This is a genomic window from Paenibacillus senegalensis JC66, from assembly GCF_000285515.1.
Lineage (GTDB): Bacteria > Bacillota > Bacilli > Paenibacillales > NBRC-103111 > Paenibacillus_L > Paenibacillus_L senegalensis.
The window spans coordinates 226,726-247,012 of the sequence record NZ_HE610957.1 but is presented as its reverse complement, the minus strand read 5'-3'; the positions used below and the strand labels follow the sequence as shown (position 1 = coordinate 247,012).

General features: G+C 48.8%; 12 protein-coding genes. 10 read left to right on the top strand and 2 right to left on the bottom strand.

Annotation, left to right across the window (positions count from 1 at the left end):
* Positions 1-110: 110 nt before the first annotated feature.
* The 7 genes from PSHG_RS01470 (at position 111) to PSHG_RS01440 (ending at position 10,476) form a co-directional block, all read left to right on the top strand.
* Entirely contained in the window at positions 111-1,805 is a 1,695-nt protein-coding gene (locus PSHG_RS01470) for an extracellular solute-binding protein (RefSeq protein ID WP_010268407.1), read from the top strand.
* Between the two features lie 57 nt (positions 1,806-1,862).
* Positions 1,863-2,762, top strand: coding sequence for an ABC transporter permease (locus tag PSHG_RS01465; protein ID WP_010268403.1), 900 nt, complete (start codon positions 1,863-1,865; stop codon positions 2,760-2,762).
* A gap of 14 nt (positions 2,763-2,776) precedes the next feature.
* Entirely contained in the window at positions 2,777-3,661 is an 885-nt protein-coding gene (locus PSHG_RS01460) for a carbohydrate ABC transporter permease (protein WP_010268400.1), read from the top strand.
* 65 nt (positions 3,662-3,726) lie between these two features.
* The gene (locus PSHG_RS01455) at positions 3,727-5,508 is read left to right on the top strand and encodes a sensor histidine kinase (RefSeq protein ID WP_010268396.1); all 1,782 of its coding nucleotides are present in this window, start codon (positions 3,727-3,729) and stop codon (positions 5,506-5,508) included.
* A 13-nt stretch (positions 5,509-5,521) separates the two neighbouring features.
* Complete coding sequence (locus tag PSHG_RS01450; RefSeq protein WP_235782020.1) at positions 5,522-7,162, top strand: response regulator; 1,641 nt, start codon at positions 5,522-5,524, stop codon at positions 7,160-7,162.
* A 178-nt stretch (positions 7,163-7,340) separates the two neighbouring features.
* Positions 7,341-9,893 carry a glycosyl hydrolase gene (locus PSHG_RS01445; protein WP_010268388.1) on the top strand — a complete coding sequence of 851 codons (2,553 nt, stop codon included), beginning with the start codon at positions 7,341-7,343 and terminating at the stop codon, positions 9,891-9,893.
* 304 nt (positions 9,894-10,197) lie between these two features.
* Positions 10,198-10,476 carry an RNA polymerase sigma factor gene (locus tag PSHG_RS01440; RefSeq protein WP_010268385.1) on the top strand — a complete coding sequence of 93 codons (279 nt, stop codon included), beginning with the start codon at positions 10,198-10,200 and terminating at the stop codon, positions 10,474-10,476.
* 16 nt (positions 10,477-10,492) lie between these two features.
* On the opposite strand, the gene PSHG_RS29115 is transcribed toward PSHG_RS01440, so the two are convergent.
* Both PSHG_RS29115 and PSHG_RS01430 read right to left on the bottom strand, forming a co-directional pair.
* Complete coding sequence (locus PSHG_RS29115) at positions 10,493-15,292, bottom strand: polysaccharide lyase family 8 super-sandwich domain-containing protein (protein WP_010268382.1); 4,800 nt, start codon at positions 15,290-15,292, stop codon at positions 10,493-10,495.
* Between the two features lie 391 nt (positions 15,293-15,683).
* Positions 15,684-16,289, bottom strand: a complete 606-nt coding sequence (locus PSHG_RS01430; protein WP_010268377.1) for a histidine phosphatase family protein — start codon at positions 16,287-16,289, stop codon at positions 15,684-15,686.
* Positions 16,290-16,911: 622 nt separating this feature from the next.
* Between PSHG_RS01430 and PSHG_RS01425 the strand changes: the two genes are divergently transcribed.
* The 3 genes from PSHG_RS01425 to PSHG_RS01415 are packed head-to-tail and all read left to right on the top strand — an operon-like array spanning position 16,912 to position 20,130.
* Positions 16,912-17,952 (top strand): sugar phosphate nucleotidyltransferase, encoded by a 1,041-nt coding sequence (locus PSHG_RS01425; protein ID WP_026021123.1) that lies wholly within the window; start codon positions 16,912-16,914, stop codon positions 17,950-17,952.
* On the top strand, positions 17,949-19,109 hold the full coding sequence (locus PSHG_RS01420; RefSeq protein ID WP_010268372.1) for a glycosyltransferase family 4 protein: 1,161 nt from the start codon (positions 17,949-17,951) through the stop codon (positions 19,107-19,109). Before PSHG_RS01425 ends, PSHG_RS01420 begins: the two co-directional genes overlap by 4 nt.
* Positions 19,084-20,130, top strand: coding sequence for a glycoside hydrolase family protein (locus tag PSHG_RS01415; protein ID WP_010268370.1), 1,047 nt, complete (start codon positions 19,084-19,086; stop codon positions 20,128-20,130). Before PSHG_RS01420 ends, PSHG_RS01415 begins: the two co-directional genes overlap by 26 nt.
* Positions 20,131-20,287: the final 157 nt, after the last annotated feature.

Here is a 20,287-nt window from a genome sequence, read left to right as displayed (position 1 = left end):
GATTGATTAATTCTGGGCAAGAATCGCAAAATTGTCCCGTGTCGAAGCGTTTTCACAGCCATTTATAATAGAAGAGGTAACACAATATGTGAAGAAATGAGGGGTGCTTGATGATCTACAGAAAACGAAGTCTCTGGACTGTATCCTTTATGCTGACCGCGGCTCTGACACTGAGCGCGTGCGGGAGCCCGGGCGCTGACAGCAATCCGGCGGAAGAACAGGGAGAGAGCAAGGAAAACAGTCCGACACCGCAGAAACCCGCAGATCCGCTGGGAAAATACGATCCGCTGATTGAGGTAACGACAGTTCGCGGCGACATTAACCAAGGGTTCAAATACAGGGACGGCGATTCCATTGACAGTAATATATGGACTCGTATTTTTGAAGAACAGTACGGGATTAAAGTGAAAAATAACTGGACGGTGGATGAGTCCCAATACAGACAGAAGCTGAACGTCTCTATCGCTTCCGGTGATATTCCGGATTTCCTAATGGTGAATAAAGAAGAGATGATGAGACTGAACGACGCGGGACAGCTGGAGGATTTGACTGAGCTGCTGGAGCAGTATGGCAGTCCTTACCTTAAAGAACTGCTTCAGCAAGATAATGGAGTAGCTCTGAAGGCAGCGACTGTGGACGGCAAGCTGGTGGGGATTCCCAGAATGCAGGTTAACGGCGGGATCAGTACCGGGGAAATGCTGTGGGTGCGTGCAGACTGGCTGAAAAAGCTGAACCTGCCTGAGCCGCAAACAATCGATGACGTCATTCGCATCGCTACGGCATTTGCCAAGGAAGATCCGGATGGAAACAGCAAGGATGATACGCGCGGATTAGGGGTTAACAATACTTTATTCCAGATGCACGGTACGGTGAAAGGGTTCTTCAACGGGTATAAGGCTTATCCTGACATCTGGATTAAGGACAGCAGCGGCCGTCTTGCATTCGGTTCCATCCAGCCAGAGATGAAAGAAGCGCTTGAGCAGTTGGCCGAATTGTATGCCGATGGAGTGATCGATCAGGAGTTCGCGGTCAAGCCGTGGGATAAGCTGGCTGAGGAAATCGCAGCAGGAAAGCTCGGACTGGCCTATGGCACCGTATCCGATGGGGGCCATATTCATAGTAAAAATTTCGATAATGATCCTAATGCTGAATGGAAGCCTTATCCGATCGTTTCGGTTGACGGCAGCCCAGCAGTTCCCCAGCTTCTGGATACGGCAGCGAACTTCTATGTCGTGAGAAAGGGAGCGGGGAATCCGGAGGCCATGATCAAGCTCGCCAATATTTATCTTAAGCACTACTATGAAACGAACTACGCACCTGAGCCGAATCCGTTTATATCAGATAAAGAAGGCGTCTTCCCCGGGAAGTACCATCCGGTCCAGATTGACCCGCTGAACGTGAATTTGGAGGCATTCAAGCAGGTACAGGAAGCGTTGGAGAAAGGTGACGGCAGCCATCTCGGGTTTCCAGCAAGCGTTCACTACGATAGACTCACCCAATACTACGATGGCGATAAGACACTCTGGTTTGCTACGGCCGTCTTTGGGCCGGAAGGCTCCTATAGTGTGATCGACTACTATAACAAGAACAATCTAGGCCTGTACAGTGAATTCCAGGGAGCGGCTACACCGACTATGTCGCAAAAAATGGCTTCTTTGAAAAAAATGCAGGATGAGACCTTTACCAAAATCATCATGGGGCAATCGCCGATCAGCGCCTTCGATAAATTTGTTGAGGACTGGAAAAAGCTTGGCGGCGACCAGATTACGGAAGAAGTAAATGAGTGGTACTCACAAAATAATTAGGAGGTTGGGAAGGCGGAGACATTCGCCTTCCGTATCTTTATACTGGAGGACATCCACATGCTGCACAAAAAATGGCGGACCCAGCTGCCGCTGCATCTAATGCTTATTCCGGGTCTTATCGCGATCATCATCTTCAGCTATATTCCTATGCTCGGCATCGTGATCGCCTTTCAAAATTTTATTCCGGCAAAAGGAATCTTCGGCTCTCAATGGGTTGGGCTCGATAACTTCCGCTATATGCTCGATTTGCCTGATTTTTACCGGATTCTTTGGAACACAGTATTTATTGCCAGCATGAAAATAGTAGTTGGACTTATTGTTCCGGTTTCTATCGCTATATTGCTGAATGAAATCCGCAAAGAGGCTTACAGACGATTGATCCAAACGATGATTTATTTGCCATACTTCCTATCTTGGGTTATCCTAAGTGGTATTTTGATCGATATTTTATCACCCAGCACCGGCATTGTTAACAGGTTTCTGGAGTGGATAGGGACGGACCCGGTCTTTTTTCTCGGGGATAACCGGTGGTTTCCGTATACCCTTGTAGTCTCCAATGAATGGAAGGAGTTCGGGTTCAGTACGATCGTTTACCTCGCGGCCATTGTCGGCATTAACCCCGCTCTTTATGAAGCGGCCATTGTCGATGGGGCCAGCCGGTGGAAGCAGATCTGGCACATTACGCTGCCGGGCATGAGACCAATCATTGTTCTTATGGCTACGCTCAGCATTGGAAGCGTTCTTAATGCGGGGTTCGACCAGGTGTTTAACCTGTACAGTCCAATTGTTTATGAAAGCGGAGACATCATCGATACGTTTGTGTACAGGGTTGGCATGATTGAAGCTCAATACGGGCTGGCAACAGCTATCGGTGTTCTGAAGTCTTTTGTCTCACTTCTATTAATTTCGGTATCCTACTATATGGCTTACCGCTTCGCGAACTATCGAATATTTTAGGAGGGATACCATCCATGGCAGGAAAAATTTCGATATATTGGCGCATCTTTTCCATTCTTAACTATGGCTTTATGACAGTTCTGGCTGTTCTCTGTGTGCTTCCGCTAGTCCATTTGTTCGCGATTTCCTTAAGTTCTGATGCTACTGTTGCGGCCGGAAAAGTGTTTCTCTGGCCGATAGAATTTACGCTGAAATCCTACGATTTTGTATTGGGACAGTCGGCATTCTTGAAATCGATGGGCATCTCGCTGCAGCGTGTAGCCCTTGGAGTACTGATCAATATGCTGCTTACGATTCTGGTTGCCTATCCGCTGTCCAAAGACGCAGCGACCTTGAAGGGAAGAACCATATACGTCTGGATTTTCGTGTTTACAATGTTGTTCAGCGGAGGAATCATTCCAATGTATATGACCATCCGCGCACTTGGCATCCTGGATACTATTTGGGCGCTAGTGCTCCCCGCCGCGGTTCCGGTCTTTAATGTAGTTATTTTGCTAAATTTCTTCCGTAATCTGCCGAAAGAGCTGGAAGAAGCCGCGCTTATGGACGGCGCAGGCCACTTACGCATTCTTTGGAGCATTTTCGTCCCCTTGTCTGCTCCTTCGATTGCCACTGTAACCTTATTTGCTATTGTCGGCCACTGGAATTCATGGTTTGACGGAATTCTATTCATGAATTCACCTGACAATTACCCGATGCAGAGCTACTTGTATACTGTTGTGGTCGGAATGAGTACAATCATTAACAGCTCAACCGATCTGGAAGTACTCTTGATGGTATCAGACCGCACAGCCAAGGCGGCACAGCTCTTCGTTGGCGCATTACCTGTCCTGCTGGTCTATCCATTTCTGCAAAAGCATTTTACAAAAGGAATTGTGCTTGGAAGCGTTAAAGGGTAATAATGGATTCAGGCGGGCCGCTCCGGCTTCACGCCGACATACACGTAAGGCAGGGGAGGAAGAGGATGAAAAGGCTGCACAAGCAGCACAAGCTGCACAAGCAACAAAGGCGATTCTCTATATTTAGCAAGCTGGTCGTTGCTTTTCTCGTTGTCATTTCCCCTCTTTACGCGCTGGGTTATTTTATTAATGAAAAAGGAGCCGAAACGGTTAAGAACGAAATCACGAAATCCTTGAACCAGCAGGCTCAATTTTATTTAATGTCCTTGGAGAACGAAATTGAGCGAATGACGGTTCTTCAGCGGGAATTCATGAATGATGAGGATTTGGAGTCCCTTTCCATGCTGGTGGAAAGGATGTCCAATTACGAGAAGCTTTTTTCAATGAAGAAACTGCACAAGCGCTTAAGTCTGATTAAGGCTTCAAGTATGTATATTTCAGCAGCCCGTGCGTATATTCCCTCGGTTTCCCGAACTGTCTCCTCCAATAGACTGGTGGATCCGCTGGACCAGGTGCAGATCGACCGTTTAAAGGAGGAGGCGTTTAAGTCCGCTCCTCCTTTTATCTATTCGGATAACCGGATGTTTATCCGGGAATATTACCCGACTCCTTTTAATCTTGACAGACAAAACCCTGCTTTTATCCTGGAACTGGAAATCTCGATTCCGGCCCTGCAGAGTTACCTTCAGCAGCTGCCCGGCCATGCGGGAGGTGGTGCTGTGCTTATTCACGAAGATGTAGTTATCGCGAGCTCCCATGATCATATGAATGATGAAATCATTAAACAAATGATGAAGGATGCTGATCCGGATACGAATACCGTATCCCTTTTTCTGCAAAACAGAAATTATTTGACGGTAATCATGGAATCGGCAAAGCTGAATTCTTCTATGGTTGTGTATGTGCCGGAACACGAAGTCATGGGACCGATTCAGAAGTATCGGCTGTATCTTTTTTTGATTTCGGGGATCTCCCTGGTCACTCTGGTTGTATTCGCCTACTGGATTTACAGAATTATACACCGGCCGCTCCGCAAGCTGGTAGGTGCTTTCCGCAAGGTGGAGGCGGGGCTGCTGCATTTGGAGATCAAGCATAACAGCCACGATGAATTTCAATATTTATACGAGCGATTTAATCACATGACGGCTCATTTGAACAAGCTGATTTATGAAGTATACGAGCAGCAGCTCCTGCTGCAAAAATCTGAGCTTAAGCAGCTGCAATCGCAAATCAATCCCCATTTCCTATATAACAGCTTCTATTTGCTGTACCGCATGACTAAAGCACAGGATTATGAAAACTCAACGCGATTCACCAAATATTTAGGTGATTATTTTCAGTATATAACGAGAAACGGCAAAGAAGAGGTTAGACTAGAAGAGGAATTTCATCATGTCAAGGTATATACGGAGATCCAGTCCATTCGCTTTCACGAACGAATCCATGTATCTCTCGGGGAAATCCCAGAGCGGTATCTTAATTTGAAGGTTCCACGGCTGATTCTTCAACCGATTGTCGAGAACGTTTACCAGCACGGATTGGATCACGATGGAGAAGACCGGAGGCTGGCCATCCATATACAAGAAGCGGCTTCATCCGCCGGTTCTCCGCTGCTTCTCGTTATTGTGGAGGATAATGGAAGAGGCTTGAGCGAGGAAGAAGTAAGTAGATGGTCGCAGACATTTAAGCGGGAACACCCTACTGGAGAAGTAACAGGGATGCTTAATGTCCATCGCCGGCTAAGGCTGAAGTACGGGAAAGACGCTGGACTTTCAATCGAGAACGCAGAACCGTCAGGGTTAAGAGTAATCCTTGCCCTTCCGGTTGAACTTTCAGAGGAGGCGTAAATGAGTGCTGCATATGCTGGTAGTTGACGATGAGCCTTACGCTGTTGATTATTTAGTAGAAGCGCTGGACGAATTGCCTGATTTGAATTTGACGATCAACAAGGCGTATTCGGGTAAGGAGGCGCTTGCTAAAATTGACAAGGGGCGGGTTGATATACTGCTGACCGATATTCGCATGCCCGGAATGAACGGGATGGAGCTGGCCGATGAAATCTTGCAGCGCTGGCCTCGTTGCCGGGTTATTTTCTTAACGGGTTATGACGATTTCGAATATGTCCAATCGGCATTGCGTAAGGGTGGAGTGGATTATGTACTGAAATCCGAAGGCGATGAGGTGATTGTGAGCGCGATCGAGAAATCGATTCTGGACATTAAAAATGAGATCAGTGAAGAGCAGGTTATCCAAAATGCCCGGGAGCAATTGTTCATGGCACTGCCCTCCCTCCGGCGGGACTACTTGCTGCAAATGCTGGAAGGTGAGGTTGACCCTCCTTCCATAATGGAAAAACGCTTCCAGGAGCTCGGGATTGATCTCGATCCTAGCGTCCCGGTACTGGTTGTGCTTGGCAGAATCGATGATTGGGGCAAGTTTGCAGCGCCAGCAAACCGTACTCTGCTGTTTTTCTCCATCTTCAATATTGCAGATGAATATTTGCGGCCGGAAGTCCGGCTTGTAGCTTTCCAGTATGACCGGACGCGGATTGTCTGGCTGGTACAGCCCCATCAGGGAAGAGGCGGTCAAGGGGCTGAATGGCCGTTTCCCAGCTATATCGAACGAATTCAGATGTCTTGTCAGCGCTTATTAACAATACCGTTATCCGTTGCAGTAGCATCAGAAGCCTCAGCCTGGGAGTTAGTCAGCAGCCGGGTGGAAGCCTTGAAGCTGCAGCTTACTTTTCGGATGGGCACGGGCGAAGAAATGCTCATAACCGAACCGGCAGGGGAAGGTCGCAAGCAGTCAAGCCGGCTCTATATAGAAATTGAAAAGCTTCGTTCGCGGCTCAACCGGTTTGATTTATTAGAGCATTATATGGATAGCGGAAAGAAGGAAGACTTCACTTCTCTTTTTCACGAGCTGTTTACGGTAGAGGCTACCCTATTTGCTGACGGAGAAGGCAGGTGGCTGGGGCTTGAGCTCTTCTCTCATTTGTCAGCATTCTTCCTGTCTTATATGAATAAACGGAGATTGCTTGAGGAACTCGACTCCACTGTGCAAGCCGAAAAAATATTAAGACCAGACGACCACGCCGGCTGGCACGAAATGATCGCTTATTTTTGCAACCTGGGAGCAGTGCTTGCCGATTACAACGGGAGAAAACAGGTCGAAAGGACACATGAAATGATCGCTAAGGTCCATGATTATATTCATCAGTTTTTACATGAGGAGCTGTCTCTTTCCAAGCTGGCTGAGCTCGTCTATTTTAGTCCGCCCTATTTCTCACGGTTGTACAAGCAGATGACGGGTCAGGGGGTACTGGAGTATATTAACGAAACCCGGATCAACAAGGCTAAGCTGCTTCTAAAGACGACGGACCGGAAAATTCACGAGATAGCAGCTGAGGTTGGATTAGAATCCGCTCCTTATTTCACTAGGCTATTCCGCAAAAAGACCGGTTTGACCCCGCAGGAATACCGGGACGGGAGCAAGCCGTGAGAAGGCTGAGGCAAAAAAGGCAAGATTGGACAACGATCACAAGAATGGGAAATATCCATCTCTATTGCCACTGGCTTATACTTGGGGTGAATCATTGAAACAGTGATCTAAGCTGAAAGGAGGTATGACAATAACCCTGCGTTGCCGTAATTCATTTTGAGTTAAAGAGGTGAAAGGCATGAAATTACAGGGACAATGGATGGGTGGACTAGTAAGCTTTTTCGTGTTTATAGGCACTCTGTTCACACCGACTACGATTCAAACTCATGACAGCACTTCCACGATTACAATTGACACCGCTTCCATTATCCAGTCAGACTTTTTGGGTATTGGTGCGGAATATGACCCGTTTCATTTTATGCCTGAAAGTATCGGAGCCGGCTTTAACGAACATTGGTGGGAAATAGAGAAGAGGCGCATTGCTAAACTAAAGCCGAACATCGTGCGTGTATGGTATCAAATCGACTGGATGGAGCCTATTAACGACAATGACGATCCGGGTACTATTGATTGGTCGGGGATGCAGACGGAAAGTGTAAAAATGCAGGCAGTATACCGGGTTCTGGATTATTTGAAATCTCAGGATATCGACGTCATATTGGTGGCCGGCTGGAAAATGAATGCGGAGGTGAGGAACTGGCTTGGATTCAGCGGGCTGCAGAAGCCCGAAACGAGCGCACCCAGAGATCTCGAGGAGTGGGCTGAGTGGGTATCGGCCACCCTACAGCAGTTGATTGTCAATAAAGGCTACAGCAACATCAAATATGTGATGAGTTATAATGAGCCGAATCTGGGAGACTTTGAAACTCCGCCTTCAATCAATCAAATGGACTACTATGAGGCCATGTACCGGGCTATTCACAACAGACTGGTCACCGACGGAATCCGTTCGCAGATTAAATTGCTCGGCCCTGACGAATCGTCCGGACTCGATTGGATGGAGCACGCTGCACAAAATATGGATGATATCTTGGATATTTATGAGGGTCACGCCTATGGAAAAGATTACGATTCAATGGCGGCTTGGACAGCAGAGCGCATGGCCTATGTGCAGCCTACAGGCAAGCCGTTGATGATCACCGAGTTTGCAGCAGCGGGCGACAAGACAACGTACCAGAACGCGGTGGAGCTCGCCGATCTGATGATATCCGGCATGCGCAGCGGCAACTCCGGTATGTTAATGTGGCGATTAGCTGATCAATTTATCGTAGATCCTCTAAATTTCTTGGACAGCTCGGCTTATGGAACTTGGCCATGGCTGCCGGAAAGCGCTGTTCCCCGTTATACTTATTATACCTTAAGCCTTTTTACCCGCTTTGGAGGCGTACATTCACAGGTGCTGTCAACGGAAACCGATGATCCGGATCTGCATGTCACTTCTGTAAGGCGAAGCGATGGGGAATTGACCGTTTTTGTAGTAAATAAAAGCATGAGTGAAAATAAAAGGGTAGCCCTTACTATATCAGCCCCGATTAACAAAACGATTAACCGGCATCTCTTTTCTAACACGATCACGCCTACAGCAAGTGCCACCATAATTCCGAGTGATGCTTCTTGGAGCGGGGTAGCTACTAGCTTCATTGATCCTGATCTTCCGGCTAATAGTGTTGCCGTATATACGAGTGTGCCCGAGCCGGTTCAGATTGAAGTTACGCCCGGCGAAATTTCTGCAGCTCCTGGGGCTCCAATTGATTTTGATGGGCAGGTTTTCGGAGCACCTGAAGGTATCGAATGGTCGGTGGTGGGAGGTTCAGACTATGGGACGATTACTGGCGATGGAAGATACACGGCACCGGTTGTAATTCCTGCCATGCCTGAGGCGCTCGTGAAAGCGGAAAGCACGGTAAATCGGGGCGAGTATGATTATGCCGTCATCAGGTTTCAGGTGACCGGGTTATCAGCGCTGGGGAGCGATTCTGAAATTCAGCTGAACTGGTCTCCGGCGGTTGGCGCATCCGGTTATCATGTAAAAAGAAGTGCGATGCCAGGAGGGCCTTATACAACCGTTGCCCATGTGAATGGAACGGAGTATACAGATACAGGATTAACAAATGGCCGAACCTATTATTATGTAGTGTCGGCGATTAGCAGTGCAGGGGAAGGAGCAAACTCTCAGGAAGCTGCCGCAATGCCGACCTCCAATTCCATGCAGGATGATTTTGACGATAATCAGATTGATTTAAGTCAATGGTCTGTAATCCATCGCGGATTGCGTTCGAGCCTGCCGACCGAGATTGAAGCGATCGAATCGAACGGTGTCCTTGCCTTCCAGGGAATAACGGGAGTCAATTATTGGTCGGGAAGGGCGCTGGAGAGTGTACTGCCGTTCCATGCATCCGCAGAAGAGCCGCTTATTGTAGAGGTGGACAGAATATCATTGGGAGGAACAGGAACAGGGCAAAGAAGCGGCTTGTGGCTGTACGTAAGCGGCAGTGAATATCTCCGCTTTAGCCAAAATATGGATACCGGAGTATGGGCCTACAATCTGAACGGAGGCAGCGATACATTGGTTTTGGCTGACGATGATTTGGGCCATCACACGATGAAGCTGGTTCATGACGGCAATTATGTGCATATCTATATCGATGGACAGAAACATAAGAGTGTACAAGTGGACTGGAGCTCCAATATGCGGGTAGTGCTGTCCGCAGAAGCCCGTGCCGCCGGTGACAGTATTCAGGTTGTCTATGATAATTTGGCGGTTTGGACAGAACCGGCGCCAGCTAATTAGCACCCGGATAGCTCAGCCGTTACTCCAATTAGCCAGTTGCGGTGTGCAATATCCATATCAGCTATATTTGAAGAGCGAGCCGTAATGGTACGACTACGTGCCTTGCGGCTTGCTGCATGGATATAGCCCAGGCTCCTTTATTGCATCGAAAACTCGCTTAGTTTTTTGGCCAAAAAGACCTTTGGTCAATAAGGTTGACAATAGGAATAGGAAAGGAAACGGGCTCAAGTAATGTATAAAAAGAAATAACATTTTTTAATAGAGTTAAGGAGGTAAAATATACCATTACATAGAATATATTAGCATGGACTGGAAAACGATTATTTATCAATATAGCCTACAGCTTACCAGGAATCGCTGGGATGCCGAGGATTTGACTCAGGAGGCCTGGCTCAAGTTAATGAATGCGATTGAACAAAAGCCTGAGAGAACGATCTCAAAGGCTTATTTGTATCGTGTACCTTTGGAAAATAACATTGGAAAACACCAAACACCTCCAGCATCTATGATGCAAGGAGGTGTCTGGTGTTTTCGACATTCTTCAAGAGCCGCGTACGATCTTAACACGGTGAGTGGTCTGTAAAGTCAGGTTTGTGATGTTAGGGCAATAGAGCTTCGGCATCTCTCAATAAATAATGAGCAGCCATCTCCGAAATATGCTTGCCTGACTGAGCGCGTACCTGTTTGATGAAGGGCTCAAGCTGCTGGTTTTTTAGCTTGGCCTGCAAGCTGTTAGCAATCCCGTGATTGCCTATCTCCCCATTAGCCTGGAACAAGGCAACCAATTGGCTAAGTGATTCCAGGCTAGTCTCTAGCGTGAAGGCAGCTGTTATTTCACTTTCATTGCCTGCTAGATCACGTACAGATGCTATTAACGTGTGATGGCCCAAGGGCAAAGTGTACAATGCCAGCTCTGACCCAGCTGTTAGAGATCTACCGTTCAGCGTAACGGTGAGACTCTTTTCATCGATCCCGGAGCCATCATCTGAAGCAGTGATTACCAGGGGAATCGCCTCCGCAGTAGAGTAGACAGCACCGTTCTCCACAGGCAAAAGAATCGTTGGAGCGAGACTATCTATTCGGAAGGAGATGGTTTGAGCCTCTTCTTCTAATCCGCCGGCAGCAATGGAGCGGAAGCTTATGGTGTATTCCCCATCTTCAAGGAACTCCAATGGCGTACGGTAAGGCTGCCAGTCTGCAGAGGAATCCAGACGATAAACGATTTCCGTTACGGTTGAAGGCGCTGCCGACAAAGTAAGGGTAACCGGGCTGCGATACCAGCCATTGTCCCCATCCGGTTTCTCCGGGTTCAGCCATGCTGATGTAACAGGAGTCTTTGCTTCATACACCCGGAGCTCTATGGAAGAGGTAACGGTAATTCCTTTGAACTCAGCATAAACATGAACGGTAACCTTCCCGGCTCCTTTTGCGGTAATCTTTCCATTAGGATCTACCTCAGCAACTGCGCCGTCACTGCTATCAAAGGTGATATTGGCCAGATCCAGATCTGCTGCCGCGCCTGCTGTCGTGATCCCTGTCAAGATCAGCTGCGTTTCCTCGCCAATCAACAGTTCTTTCTGTTCCGTATCGACAAAGACTTCATCAAGCCGGATAACCGAGCCGTCAAATTGCTTCATCGCGTCCACAAGCTCAAGTGCTGCCTGATCCTTCGAAGATGTGTCTGCCAACGGATCGTCATGGACAGCTTGGGCGGCAAGCCAAACGCTGTTCAATTGATCAATGGCGAGCTGTGGAAATTGTCCAAGCTGAGTACCGGACACAGCGTTATCCAATCTCCATTCGGCAGATTTCATCGTTTCCGTCAGGAAAGGCAGATAAACCTTCACATTATCTAGATAAAAGATGCCTGTTCCCGACATTCCGGTTGACGCAGCGAACCGCTCAATGGTGGAAACGGGAAAACGGAAGGCCGCATCTACTGCCCTAGGGATTCCATTAACATAGATGGTTGACAGCTGGCTGGCCGGATCAGCTTCAATTTTTACGGTATACCACGTACCTGGCTCATAAGCCTGAAGCACAGTGTCTCCGCCTTGGGAATTTTTGTAGATCAGATTATTGCCCGAGATCATAACGGTAACCGCATTTCGGGTGCCATCCCCTTGGAGGTTCCAGGAATGATAGCTGCTCCTGGCTGGAAGCATAATGTCGAATTCAGCGGCTACCTTTCCTTGCTGTCCATCGAATGACTTTGCGGCCACTACGGACCGGGTAGAGCTGACATCTTCGAACTTGACACTTTTGTTCGTAGAGTCAGGTACTTCCACAATGCTGGCACTTCCGCCTGTACGGTCAATAACATAGCCGGTTGGCTCGTCCCCGGTAGGCTCCGCGTCGAAGGAATCGTTAATAAGAAAGACACTGCCGGTGGGGGTGCTTGCCTGTACAGGACTGCTTGGGGCAGATACATGTCCAGCGCCGTCAAAAGCAGTAACCGAGTATACATACTCTTGGGCAGGGATCAAGTAAAGATCGGAATAGCTGAGTGCGTTCACAGTTGCTATCTTCTCTTCATTTCGATAAACGTTATAGCCTGCCACGCCAGATATATCATCAACCGATGCTTCCCAAGCAAGATCAATTCGGCTGGCCGATACGGCTTGCGCGGTTAGGCCTGCGGGCACCGAGGGAGGTGTAGTGTCGGCCTCAATCGTTACCTGCACAGCATCACTGTAGGATGATAGATTGCCTGCGGGATCATAGGCGACAACCTGGTATTCATAGCTGCCGGGCTCCACATGCTCATCCACATAACCGGGAGTGATCACGCTGGCCCATTCGGCGCCATTGCGGTAAATCCGGTAGCCGGCAATTCCGGTGTTATCCGTGGATGCCTCCCAATCCAGTCTTACTGAATTATAGCCCTCAATACTGGCGGTTACTTGAGCAGGAGGGGTTGGAGGCTCTGTGTCGTGCGGGTTGCCGAGAGTAAAGACTGCTCCGAAGGAAGCTCCCCTGGCATCGTTTACATCTACAGATAGCTGTATGGTGGGAGAGAGCCGGACAACCGTAATGGCAGGATCAAGCTGCCGGATTCCCGTCGCCTCACGGTGAATTTCCAGATCTATCGTTCCCTTGTTAAGCTGGGTGGGGTCAGAAACGGTAACCTCCAACCGTTCCTCTGACTCCTTAGTCAGCACTGATGCCTTGCCGCTGCTGGTAATCCAGCTTGATCCGTCTGCAGCAACTGTAGTTGGAGCATTTGTCCAAAAGTTCGCTCCGATCATGTTCAGCTTTGTCTCCTTGACCGCCTGTACATCACCGGAGTTTTCCAGCACGATGAAGTCCGGTTGATCGGCATAATCTGCTGTTTGAGATATTGATTTATTTGGTAAGATCGCGTACTGATAGCTTTCATTTAGCGGATTCGTACCATGGTCGATAGATAAGCTGTAATAGTTTCTGGTAATCGGGTCACTTGGCGTACCTCCTTGAATATCACCCCAGGAACCAGTCCGTGCTTCCCGCAGGCCATGAATTTCCTCGCCTTCAGGGAAGAAGTAGCCAATATCGGAACGCTCCATGCTGCCTTCCAGATGCAGCCATTTTGCGCCGGGATACAGCTGTGTGCCCTCCGTTAAGGAGGCGGATTGCAGCTCTCCATCTACGTGTACCTGATTATCCCCATCTTCATTCAGCTTGCGGTTGTCAATGATCGTTTCTACTTCACGAGAATCAGTTGATGTGATTTCCGCGCCCAGGGCTACAATCTCATCATCGAACAGAAACCAAGACTTTTTACCGGTCAAACTGCTGTTAAAGGGAGTGAACTGCATGCCGATCGCAGCGAATTCTCCGTCCGAAGCGCCTCCCACCCAGGAATGGGGTGTCTTCGTGCTTTGTCCTGCGGCATTGCCTAACGTTTGCTTATCCGTTGTAATGCCAGGAAGCCGATACATATCTACGGTAGGCCAATAATGGTCATCATAATGACCAAGATCTCCGTTATACAGATAGGTCACACCGTCTCCCGTGCGCCAGCCGTGAAGATTGTTGCCATTAATCGACTCATAACGGTAAATTCGGCTGGAGGACATGCTCAGACCGAAGCTGAAGCCCTCCCTATGATGCACCACCCGGTCGGAAAGCGGGAAGATTTTGTTCATCACCAAATCTCCACGGGCGGGGATCGAAGAGTCTTCGACAATCATTTTTGCCTGCTGGGCGAACCAGATCGGCGCTGTTGTCAAAAAATTGCGGTACGTATCTTCCGTCACCCAGGTTTTAACCATGGACTGATAAGCGGATGCATGCTCAGGAGGAGCGAAGGTAGACAGCATAATGACACCCTGAATGACACGATGGCCGGCTACATGGGTTTGCACGCTTTCATTGGAGATTAGCCTTCCCCGTATCATATCCATTTGAGCACCGTTATACATGGTTGGCTCGAATGAATCATGAATCCACTGATACAGATTCGGCAGTTCTGGATCGGTAATCTCCCAAGGAGAATCGTTGAGCAAATAGACTGCGCCAGCCAGCAGCTGCAGGAACGTGGTACCGTAATTTCCAATATAGGGGTGCGGGCCATGCTGAAGAAAAGAACCGTCCGGATGCATGCCGTCTGTTTCCGGTACAAGGGTGTAAGCGAAAACGTTGTTCTCCCCGTTAGTAGAGGTTGGAGTGCCTGTGTTGTCACTCAGTGCATGTTTGGCAAGCTCCAGCATGTCGCCGTCTTTTAGCAAAACGGAACGCAGAAGAAGGGTCCATACCTTTTCTACCCGATTGGCACCTGTAGCTACGGTATTATTAATCAAGTTAGGATCGGGTGAAAAATGATCCACACCTTTCATATAGTTCTCGATTTGTTCAGAGGTCAGCTCGGGATACATCAAAATAACGGTATCCAGCAGGTTCTGAGGGCCTGACATCTCCCAATGATACCAGTTGCCGTAACGAACCGTATTTTCGTTATAGCGATTTTCGTACATCCAATCGAGTGCGTCGACAACCGCTTCCTTTAGCATCGCATTTCCTTCTAGTCTGCTGCCGGGAGTGATATAGGCCAAAGCCATTGTTTTCAGCCGGTCATAGGCAACAACGATGTGACCAGAGGCTTCGGTACCGAGCAGGTCCGTAAAAAGACAATTACAATCTGCACGGTCGGCTCCCGTTTGCAGCCGGTCCCAGAAGCCCGTCTCTCCGTTCTGCACGGAATCCGCCAACGCTTCAATTTTAGCGGCAAAGTCTGGATCATTCGGGTTGAAATCGCTTCCACCAACCAGCACATCAAACCATTTCTGACGCAGCACATCGTATGCATCTGCCGATTCGTTGGCCAATGCAGCAGGTGTCACAATCGGGAGAGCAAGAAGCAAGCAGAGCAGAATGATCCCAATAGGAAGCAGCTTTTTTTTCTTCCCATGCTTATACAAGTGCAACACACCTTTCCCTAAATAGATTTAGCCCACACCGGTGAGAGCGCTTGCTTAACTATAATCAAAGATTGTTAAAGGCCACCAGTAAAAAATTGTATAAAAAAGGTGATATACCTGAAGGAATTAAGAAGTGATAGGAAAGCTTAATATTAGATAACGGGGAAAGGTTGTTCAACAGGAGGTGGTGAAAAAAAATAGCTATCCGTGCCAGAGTCACTCATCCGATTAATTTGACACAGGAGCTAATAAGAGCTGCAGAAAAGAGGATCGGAATCATTCAAGCTGCCGAATGATAGACGGTAAGTGAACAGAGACCCATATCTAACTATGCCAGCACGGATAGAGGAAAGGGATTTAAAAGGCGAAAGTTATTAATATCATAAACTATTTAGGTAGTTAAATGTGAGGTTGAAGCAAAATCGATTAATTGAAAGGTGCCTCCCTTGTAAGTGAGCTTCGTTATCGAGCATTCCGCAACCAATTCACTTTGCTGCGATCTAAAATGGGGATGCCACACATTCAGCTCTTGGTCAGTAAAGGCCTGCACCAAAAAATCGGTTATTAATCCGCCGTGAGTAACCACGACAAGGCTGCTATCCTCCGGATACTCTTTTGATAGATCCTGCAGCAACGAAGCTAGACGCTCAGCTGCCTGTTTGGCAGAGTCTCCTACTGGCGGTATGTAGTCTGGTTCCTGCGTGCAGCGGTTCCACATAGCGACAAATTCCTCAAATGTTTGTCCGGGCAGATCTCCCCAGTTTGCCCGCTCCCTCAAGCGCCGATCTACTCGCAATGATGCATTTGTTGTTAAAGAAATAGCTTCCGCTGTTTCCCTCGCTCGGCGTAATGGACTGGCAACTACTGCCGTTATGGGCATTTGAGCCAAGCGTCGGGCCGTTAATTCAGCTTGTATCCTGCCATTTGCTGTAATCGGGACATCGCCAATAGCTTTTTCCTTTAGCGCATGCCTGACTAAGTAGAAGGTCATCGTCATTTTTCTCATCTCCTTTTCCTCTAGAATAGCAAAACCCCATAGTACGAACTATGGGGTTTTGCTGTAAATTATTAATAAAACAATTTTATGCCGGAGGTCATCTGCGTCTGTGTTTGCATATTACAACTACTTTATGGCCGGGTCTGAGAACAACGACTTTAACTTTTCTTCTTCTTCTTGTACACATTGCCGTCACCTCCTTACGGTATAACTTATGATAGAGTACTGCTAGAAGTGAGGGCGTATTATACTAGGAAAGTATGGAATTTCATAATGGACATAGATGAATCGTTTTCTATTCTTCCAAAAGGCGATAAGAAGCGAGATAAACAAAAATAAACAACTCGATCCTTAAACAAATACGGAGAAATAATGAGATTTTTAAAGAAAAAATAAGATAGACTGGTCTGATTTAAAAGATAAAGACAGATTTTAACTATTGGGCAGCTTGAAGAACTAAAGCTGTCTTCCATAAAATACTGTATTGATAGCACTCGACTAATAAGAGTGCTAACAAAATAGTGTGGAAGGAGGAAAAAATTGGACGGTTAACGTCAGTGTCCGAAGACTGGCGTATATTGAGTTTATCAAATTTTTTTGGGGACAGGAGGAGATTTCGAAGATGAATGTACTGTTACTTGCCGGTGGACTGGGAACCCGACTGAGACCTATGACGGAGAACATGCCAAAGCCGATGGCGCCTATTGTTAATCGACCGTGGCTCGAGCATCTCATTCTTCATCTGAAGGAACAAGGCGTTCAACGTTTCGTTATCGCCCTTAAGCATTATCCCGAAAAAATAAAAAATTATTTCGGCGACGGCCGACGGCTGGGTGTATCCATCCAGTACGCTTTAGAAGAAAAGCTGCTGGGAACAGCCGGGGCGATTAAAAACGCCGAGTCTTTGCTCGATGAGCAATTTATTGTCCTGAATGCGGATATCGTCCATGATATAGAACTGATACCGCTGCTCGACTTCCACCGATCTCACGAAGGAAAAGTGACAATTGGCCTGACGGAGGTGGAGGATCCGAGCGCATACGGAGTCGTCGAACAGGACGATACGGGGCGTATCTTGTGTTTTGTGGAGAAGCCCCGCTTGGACGAAGCCCCTTCGAGACGGATCAATGCAGGGATTTACATTATGGAAAAGAGCGTGCTCGCAGCAATTCCGTCTGATCGGGAAGTCTCCATTGAACGTGAAACGTTCCCGCTCCTTATCGGTGATAACATCGGGGTATATGGAACGACCATTCGGGGCTATTGGGCGGATATGGGAACAAAGGAAAGATATCGCAAAATCCATTGGGATCTCATGACCGGTACCAGCCGGATTCCCATTCCCGGCCAATCCCGGGGCGATGGCATCTGGATTGGCAAGGGCTGCGATATTGCAGCCAGCGCGTTTCTCGTTCCTCCGGTGTTGATCGGAGAGAATGTGCGCATAGGCGCTCGCTCGGTTATTGGTCCTTATGCGGTGGTCGGCAGCAAGTGTTCAATAGGTCCGAACGCCCGGCTGTCAGAAACGATCTTGTGGGACGGCTGCCAAGTAAACGATGGAGCAAACCTAAACAACTGTATATTCGGATACGGTCTGGAGATCGGTTCAAGACATATTTTGCACGAGGCCGTGATGAACAGGCTGGAGGTGATGCAGGCATGACCCGGGCGGCCTATATTAGCACATATGTTCCAAAGAAATGTGGTCTGGCTACATTTACCTGCCATCTGCGGCAAGCGGTCCATGCGGCCAAGGAATGGAGGGCGAAGGATCCTGTCATCGTGCTCCATGATGGAGAAACGGACGAATTTAAAGATCCGCTGTTATGGCTGCTGCGGCGCGATTGCGAAAACGATTATGTGAAGATGGCATACAGAATTAACCACTCGGATATCGAGGTTGTGTCCCTGCAGCACGAGTTCGGTATTTTTGGCGGGGAAGCCGGCAGCCACATCTTGCATTTGATCCGCTCACTGAGGAAGCCGCTGGTGACCACCTTTCATACCGTTTTTGAGCATCCTCGCGAACCTTATGCGAGCATCCAGCAGGAAATCGCTGAGCGGAGCGCCCGGATTGTCGTGATGAATCGCAAAGCGATCTCCTTCTTGAACCGTTCATTCGGCATTGCGGAGGACAAAATCGTCTTTATACCGCACGGTACGCCTGAGCCCGAGATCGATCGGCGGCAGGCGTTCCGGGAGCAGCTGGGCTGGTCCGGCCGCAAGGTGCTGATGACGTTCGGGCTCCTGAGCCGCGGAAAAGGGATCGAATTCATTCTGAAAATGCTGCCAGAAATCGTTGAAGAAGTACCCAATGTTCTATATGCCATCGTCGGTCAAACTCACCCGGAGGTCAAGAAATGGGAAGGGGAGAAATACCGCGAAGAATTGAAAGCGATGATGGCGGACAGCGGCATCGGACAAAATGTGGTTATGGTAGACCGTTACATAGAGGAGAACGACCTGGTCCGCCATATTACTGCATGTGATGTCTACGTGACTCCTTACCCTGGGCTGGAGCAGATCACAAGTGGTACGCTGGCTTATGCGGTCGGCTTGGGGCGGCCGGTGCTGTCCACTCCGTACTGCTATGCGCAGGATTTGCTTGCCGCAGAGCCCGATCTGCTGATCCCGGCGGACGAAGAAGCATTATGGCGGGAGCGGATCGTGTCGCTGCTGACTAACGATGTGATGCTGCAGGACGTTGTCCGGAAGATGAAGCGGCTGGGGCAGACCATGCGCTGGGCGAACGTTGGTCAAGAGTACAACCTTCTGTTTGCAGAGGTGGGGAAATATGGAACGGCGATCCGTTCGGTTTGATCATCTGGCCAAAATGACTGATGAAACGGGGGTTCTGGAGCATGGATTGGGCTCTGTGCCCCGGCGCAACGAAGGGTACAGTACGGATGACCAGGCGAGAGCGCTATGGGTTTGCCTGGAATGGTCAGGCAGCTGCAGCTCTGACGATCAAAAACGGCTCGCGACGTTAGCTGATACGTATACGGCTTTTCTCCTATGGGCGCAAAAGGAGAACGGGCATTTTCACAACAATTTCGCTTATGATCGCAGCAAGGAGCCGGAAAAGCCCTCCGACGATTGTTTAGGCCGCTGCTTATGGGCTTGTGCCAAGGCGATGACAGCAACGCCCGCACCCCATTTCGCTTTTGCAGCTGAATTGATCTTCCGCAAAGCGCTGCCGCAGGTTGAGTCGATGCGTTATCCGCGCGGCTGGGCTTATGCCCTGGCTGCGTTTGCTGTCCTACAGCATTCGGGATACGATACCGACCTGACCCCACGCATCACGATATTGGCCGAGCAGCTTACCGGTCTCTATCGCCAGCATTCCGCTCCGGGCTGGTCTTGGTTTGAGCCCGCAATCACCTACAGCAATGCTCTGCTTCCGTGGGGCATGCTATGGGCTTATGACATTCTGAAGCGCCCGGAATTTCTCGACACCGCATTAGACACGATCGACTTCCTGATCGGGTTGTCGCAAAACGAAGCCGGACAGATCCGGCCAGTGGGAAGCGATGGCTGGTGTCGTCCGGGTTATCGGGCGTTGTGGGATCAGCAGCCGATCGACGTGATGAAGCTGGCGCTAGCTGCGGCCAAGGCATATGAAGTGACGGGAAAGCCTAGTTATGAAGCGATTGTTCTGAAATGCCGTGACTGGTTCTACGGCAGCAACGACCTCGGCACGCCGATGATTAACGAGCGGGACGGCAGCTGTCATGACGGGCTGCATGCAGAAGGCCCCAATTTGAATTGCGGGGCAGAGGCGGTCGTCTCTTATTTGCTAACCGAAGCCATTTGCCATAAATCGCTGCATGTCAAAGTATAGCTTAGCATGGTCCATTGTTCGGCGATTTCGGAGTCGTTATTGCTAAGATGATGATTCCGGAATCGTTTTCGTTTCAGATGATAGGTAGGCGCGGTAATAGTTACTGGACACCTGCAATACGTACATAGAAGGCCGCAGAAGGTCATAAAAGGTGCAT